Source organism: Acidobacteriota bacterium (genome assembly GCA_016196035.1).
GTDB lineage: Bacteria > Acidobacteriota > Blastocatellia > RBC074 > RBC074 > JACPYM01.
Genome location: JACPYM010000034.1, coordinates 195,194 through 201,193 on the forward strand (window position 1 = coordinate 195,194; position 6,000 = coordinate 201,193).

Annotated in this window: 3 protein-coding genes and 1 tRNA gene; all 4 read left to right on the top strand. The window is 57.0% G+C overall.

The features are described from left to right. Positions 1-157: 157 nt before the first annotated feature. Complete coding sequence (locus HY011_12520; protein ID MBI3423754.1) at positions 158-2,752, top strand: protein kinase; 2,595 nt, start codon at positions 158-160, stop codon at positions 2,750-2,752. 243 nt (positions 2,753-2,995) lie between these two features. Next, a tRNA-His gene (locus HY011_12525) sits at positions 2,996-3,069 on the top strand. A gap of 201 nt (positions 3,070-3,270) precedes the next feature. After that, positions 3,271-5,097, top strand: a complete 1,827-nt coding sequence (locus HY011_12530) for an ABC transporter ATP-binding protein (protein ID MBI3423755.1) — start codon at positions 3,271-3,273, stop codon at positions 5,095-5,097. Positions 5,098-5,149: 52 nt separating this feature from the next. Further along, positions 5,150-5,587 carry a hypothetical protein gene (locus HY011_12535; GenBank protein ID MBI3423756.1) on the top strand — a complete coding sequence of 146 codons (438 nt, stop codon included), beginning with the start codon at positions 5,150-5,152 and terminating at the stop codon, positions 5,585-5,587. Positions 5,588-6,000 lie beyond the last annotated feature (413 nt).

A 6,000-nucleotide genomic window follows, 5' to 3' on the forward strand; every position in this document is an offset into this window, starting at 1 on the left:
CGGGATGAGGGGCGTAAATGGCTGCGTTTACTGGTTGCGTTTGGCCTGACCCTGTTCTATCTTCCCGCTGCTGCCGGTCAGGCAGCGCAGCAACAGGCGCGCAACATCGTTACCAACGAAAGCGGAAATCAATTCTCCAGGCCGGAGGAGTCCCCACTTGCTCTCACAAACGATCTCGCATTACCGGATTCAGCGGCACATCGGCACCAGCGTCATCGGCGAAGTTTATTTGGCTGAGGATTTGAATTTGCGCCGCAAAGTCGCGCTCACTTTGCTGTCTGATAACTTCGTGCAAAATGCCGCCTGGATGCGCCAGTTGGCGCAAGAAGCCCGCGCCCTTTCCGCCCTCAATCATCCCAATATCCGTTTCATCTACGAAGCCGGGCAGGATCAGCAACAACACTTCATCGCCACCGAATTTGTCGAAGGGCCGACCTTGCGCGAGCATCTGGCGACCACGCGCATGCAATTGTCAGAGGCGTTGGAGGCGGCGCTGCAAATCGCCAGTGGTTTGGCGGCGGCCCACGCTGCCGGGATCATCCATCGGGATTTACGTCCTGAAAACGTGATGTTGCGGCCCGATGGTTACATCAAAATCCTCGATTTCGGCTTGGCGAAATTGGTGGAAGACGAGGCGGCGCCCAGCGCTGAAAGTGCGCCTGTTGCCCTAACCGGGACGCCCGCCGAAACGCCGCCCGGCCAAACCGAGGTCATTCATTATCACGACCCGTATCGAACCGCGCCGCTCAGTCAAACCAAAGGGCTGGAATCCCTGTTGTCTTCGTTGCAAACGCAACTCATCAGCCGCACCCAACTCTGGGGCATCGCCGGGGCGCTCAGCTATTACGCGCCGGAGCATTTGCGCGGTGCGCCGCTCGATCAACGCAGCGATATTTACAGCCTGGGCATCGTGCTTTATGAGATGTGCGCCGGGCGGGTTCCGTACAGCAGCACTACGGCGGCGGATATGCTCAGCCTGTTGGCCGAGCAGCCGGTCAGGCCTTTGCGGGAGCTATTGCATAACGCGCCGGAAGAGTTGGATTGGATTGTGCAAAAGGCCTTGGCGCGTGAACCGGAAGAGCGCTATCAGACCAGCAAGGAATGCCTGTCTGATTTGCGGCGCTTGAAACAGAAACTCGAATTGGCCGCCGAGCAACAACGCGTCGTTACACGTTCGCCGCAACATCCGCAGCGGTTTGAAACCCGCCCGATTGAACGGCCGCCTGGCGATTCCGGCGCCAATCAATCAAATCCAGCAGCGAATCCGTCAGCGAATCCGTCAGGCCGGCGCAGCGGTTCCGCCCCGCGCGAACTTTACCCGCGCGATTCAGGCGCGTTGCGGCGCGGTTCGGGCGCGCGCAACTTGCGCGATGCCTTGGATTCGCTGGCGGTCTTGCCCTTCGTCAATGTCAGCAACGATCCCGGCACCGAATATCTGAGCGATGGCATCACCGAAACGATCATCAGCACCCTGTCGCGTATCTCTGACTTGCGCGTGATGGCGCGCAGCACCGTGTTCAAATACAAAGGCCGCGTCGTTGACCCGCAGACGGTCGGCAATGAATTGGGTGTGCGTGGTGTGCTGGCGGGGCGTGTTTTGTTGCGCGGCGAAAACTTGGTCGTCAAGGTTGAGTTGGTAGACGCCGCCGACGGCTCGTTGCTCTGGGCCGAAAGCTATCAACGCCCGCACGGCGACATCTTTGAATTGGAAGCGGAGATTGCCAAGCAGATCACCGAGCATTTGCGTTTGCAGCTTTCCGGCGAACAGGAAGAAAAGCTGGCGAAACGCCACACCGACAACGCCGAGGCCTATCATCTCTATCTGAAAGGCCGCTTCTTCTGGAATCAGCGTTCGCCCGACGCCCTGAAAAAAGCTATCGAATGTTTCCTGCAAGCGATCAAGAAAGACAATCACTACGCGCTGGCTTACGCAGGCATGACCGATTGCTACACTCTGCTTAGTTGGGCCGCCGTGCCACCGCGCGAATTTGTGCCGAAAGCGCGCATGGCTGTGCTGAAGGCGTTGGAGATTGACGACCAACTCGCTGAGGCGCACGCCTCGCTCGGCTTTCTGACGCTTTGGTACGACTGGGATTTTCTGAAAGCGGAGCAGGAGTTCCTGCGCGCCATTGAACTCAATCCGAATTATCCGACCGCCCATCACTGGTACGGGTACAGCTTGGTCGTACAAGAGCGGATAGATGAGGGACTGGCGCGTATGCGTCATGCCCTCACGCTCGACCCGCTTTCGCTGATCATCACGACCGACATCGGCGAGATTTTGTATCGCGCGCGCCGCTACGAAGCCGCCTTGGCGCAATTGCAAAAAGCCATCGAGATGGACCCGAACTTTCAACTCGCTTATTCCTGGCGTGCCGTCAGTCTGCTCAAATTGGGTCGCGCTGCTGAAGTCATTCCCACCGTCGAACAAGGGCTGCGTCATTTCGGCGGCAGCCCGGGCCGCAAAACGGCGTTGGCTGTGGCCTGTGCGCTGGTGAATGACCGCACGCGCGCGCAGATGCTGTTTGAGCAATTGCAACAGGACGCGCTGCAAGAATATGTGCCGCCTTATTATTTGGCCTGTGTGGCGGCGCATTTGGGCGATTTCGACCGGGCCTTCGGTTATTTGGAGCGCGCTTATCAGGAACGCAGCGGCTGGATTCCCTGGTTGAAGCTCGACCCCATGTCTGACGTTTTGCGGCCCGACGCGCGGTTTAGCGATCTGCTGCGGCGCGTGGGCTTGAAGCCGTAGCGCGACTATAGCGGCTTGCAATTGGGGTTGTGCCGGGACGGTACCGCGCGCGTGAGCAAGCGGCACTTTGCGCTTACGCCATTGGCTGAACCGCCCAGGCTCCGCTTGCTCACGCATGTGGTACCGTCTTGATCTAACCTTTCAGACAGCGGATTTCCTGAGTTGCAGGGTTGACGGCAATTCGTTCGATCAGTAGTATGGCGCCTTCATAAAACAAGCTTTGACATTTCAAAACGGTTTGTGGCGGGTATAGCTCAGTTGGTTAGAGCGCTAGATTGTGGCTCTAGAGGTCGAGGGTTCGAGACCCTCTACCCGCCCTCAAAACTTCTCCCAAGGCTTTTCATTTTTCCCGCCAGTCATTCACGTAGAAAAAATAACCGAGCATTACGCTATCGTTGCGCGCCGTTGTTGTCTCTTTACAATGGGCGGCAAACCATCTTTGCGGGAGCTTTATGCCTGAAGAAACCAAAGTCGAAACCAAAGTCGAAACCAAAGTCGAAAAAAAGAAAAAGCAATTCATGACCTCCGAAGCCATGCACGAGGCCAAGGCCTTGATCATCGCGCACCGCTGGCGGTTGGTGCTGGGCGGCGTCCTGATGCTGGTTAACCGCTCGGTCGGATTGGTGCTGCCCACTTCGTCTAAGTGGCTGGTTGATGAAGTGATCGGCAAACATAACGGCACCTTGATCCCCTGGATTGCGCTGGCGGCGGCGGGCGCGACGGTGATTCAGGCCGCGACGACCTTTACGCTTTCGCAATTGCTGGGCGTCGCCGCGCAACGCGCCATCACCGACATGCGCAAACGCGTTATGGCGAAAATAGCGCATCTGCCCGTGCGCTATTTCGACTCGACGCAAACAGGCAAGCTGATCGCGCGCATCATGAACGACGCCGAGGGTATTCGAAACCTCGTCGGCACCGGCCTGGTGCAACTCACCGGCAGCATCGTGACAGCCGCCTTCGCCTTGGTAGTGTTGTTTTATCTCAACTGGAAGCTGACCTCGGTGACGATTGTCGTGCTGCTGTGTTTCGGCGGCGCGCTGGCTTACGCCTTCACCAACCTGCGCCCGCTATTTCGTGAACGCGGCGAGATTCAGGCGCAATTGACCGGGCGGCTGGCCGAATCGCTCGGCGGCATTCGCATCGTCAAAGCCTACACCGCTGAAAAGCGCGAAGAGATCGTCTTTGCCAAAGGCGCGCATCGCCTTTTCCGCAACATCGCCAAATCCATGACCGGCGTTTCCGCGACCAGTTCGTTTGCTTCGATTGTGATCGGCGTGATCGGCCTGATTATGATTTATGTGGGCGGCAATGCTGTGCTGGCGGGCGAGATGACGCTGGGCGACTTGGTGATGTATCTGCTCTTCACCGGCTTGCTGGCGCTACCCGTGATTGAAATGGCCGCGATTGGCACACAGATCACCGAGGCGTTTGCCGGTCTCGACCGCATCCGCGAAATTTTGAATATGACCACCGAAGATGAAGAAGACGCCCGCAAAGCGGCGCTCGGTGAAATGCAGGGTGAGATCGGATTTGAGGATGTGAGCTTTGAATACAACGCCGGTACGCCTGTATTGAAGCACGTTTCGTTCACCGCGCCCGCCGGTTCGACCACGGCGCTGGTCGGGTCGAGTGGTTCCGGCAAGAGCACGCTCATCAGCCTGGTGATGAATTTCAATCAGCCGCTCAGCGGCCAGATCAAGCTGGACGGGCGCGATTTGCAAGCGCTCAAACTCCACGATTACCGCAGTCATCTGGGCGTCGTCTTGCAAGACAACTTTCTGTTTGACGGTACCGTCGCCGAAAACATCAGCTTCTCACGCCCGCACGCCACGCGCGCCGAGATTGAAGCCGTCAGCCGCATCGCGCATTGCGACGAATTCATTCAAGGCTTTGAGAAAGGCTACGAAACCATCGTCGGCGAACGCGGCGTCAAGCTCTCGGGCGGGCAACGCCAGCGCATCGCCATCGCGCGCGCCCTGTTGGCCGATCCGAAGATTTTGATTCTCGACGAAGCAACTTCCAGTTTGGATAGCGAGAGCGAGGCGCTGATTCAGGAAGGTCTGCGTTCCTTGCGGCAAGGGCGCACGACCTTTGTCATCGCCCACCGGCTTTCGACGATTCGCAGCGCCGAGCAAATCCTCGTGCTCGAAGGCGGCGAGATCGTCGAACGCGGCACGCACGACGAATTGCTGGCGCTGGATGGACGCTACAGACAGCTTTACGACAAGCAGTACAAATTCGAACGCGATCAATTCATCAACCCCGGCGAAGACTTTACGCCCGACCTGCCCAAGGTTGAATTGGCGCGCCCGGCAGCGCGCCGCGGCATGAATTCAATCTGAAAATTGCAGACTGAGATTGTCCACGCTCACATCAAAAGGAGACCCCGCAGTTATGGCCGAAGAAACTCAAAGTTACGCAAAACATACGCGCTGGCACACGCCCTTTCATTTTGTGTTATTCCCGATTTTGCTGCTGCATTTGTTGTACTCGATTTATCTGCTGTACCAAACGCCCGATTTTGCGCATGTTGAAGCTTTGTTGTTAGCGTTTGGGTTGCTGGTAATGATGTTACTCGTGCGCATCAACCCCTTGCGCGCGCAAGATCGGTTGATTCGGCTGGAAGAGCAGTTGCGTTTTCAGCGTGTGTTGACGCCGGAATTGGCCGCGCGCGCCAGCCAATTGCCCGTGCGGTTTATCGTTGCCTTGCGGTTTGCTTCAGACCAGGAATTGCCGGGCTTGGTACAACAAGTCTTGGAGCAGAAATTTGAAAAACCTGCTCAGGTGAAACAAGCCATTCAGGTCTGGCGTGGTGACTATTTTCGGGTGTAATTCAGACCGTTTGGAAGTTGTGTTGCGATAAAAAATGCCGCCGCGAAACTAAACTTTAGTTTCGCGGCGGCATTTTTTATCTCTGGACTGAGTTGTTTGTTATAGATTTCAAGATAATGCTTTTCCGTAGCCAGCCCGCGAATGCGGGCGACAGCGTAAAGTTAGCCCTGGGTGGTGAGAGCGTGAATGTGCAAGCCCACGAAGTGGGCGACAGATATTGGTCTGCTGCCCACTTCGTGGGCTTGGCTGCTAATACGTCCAGTACCCAGGGTTGCGGCTGCGCCTTCACCCTGGGCTATATTCTGGCCACCCGCTGCGCGGGTTCAATTCGGAAATTCTTTTTCTTGAAATCTATAGTAACAACTGCCACTAGCTTGGCCTCCCACTCCGGGTTATCTATGCAGGGACGCAAA

Bases quoted from the DNA above. Each gene is read 5' to 3' on its own strand.
- HY011_12535 (MBI3423756.1), top strand. From the start codon at position 5,150: ATGGCCGAAGAAACTCAAAGTTACGCAAAACATACGCGCTGGCACACG.
- HY011_12530 (MBI3423755.1), top strand. From the start codon at position 3,271: ATGACCTCCGAAGCCATGCACGAGGCCAAGGCCTTGATCATCGCGCAC.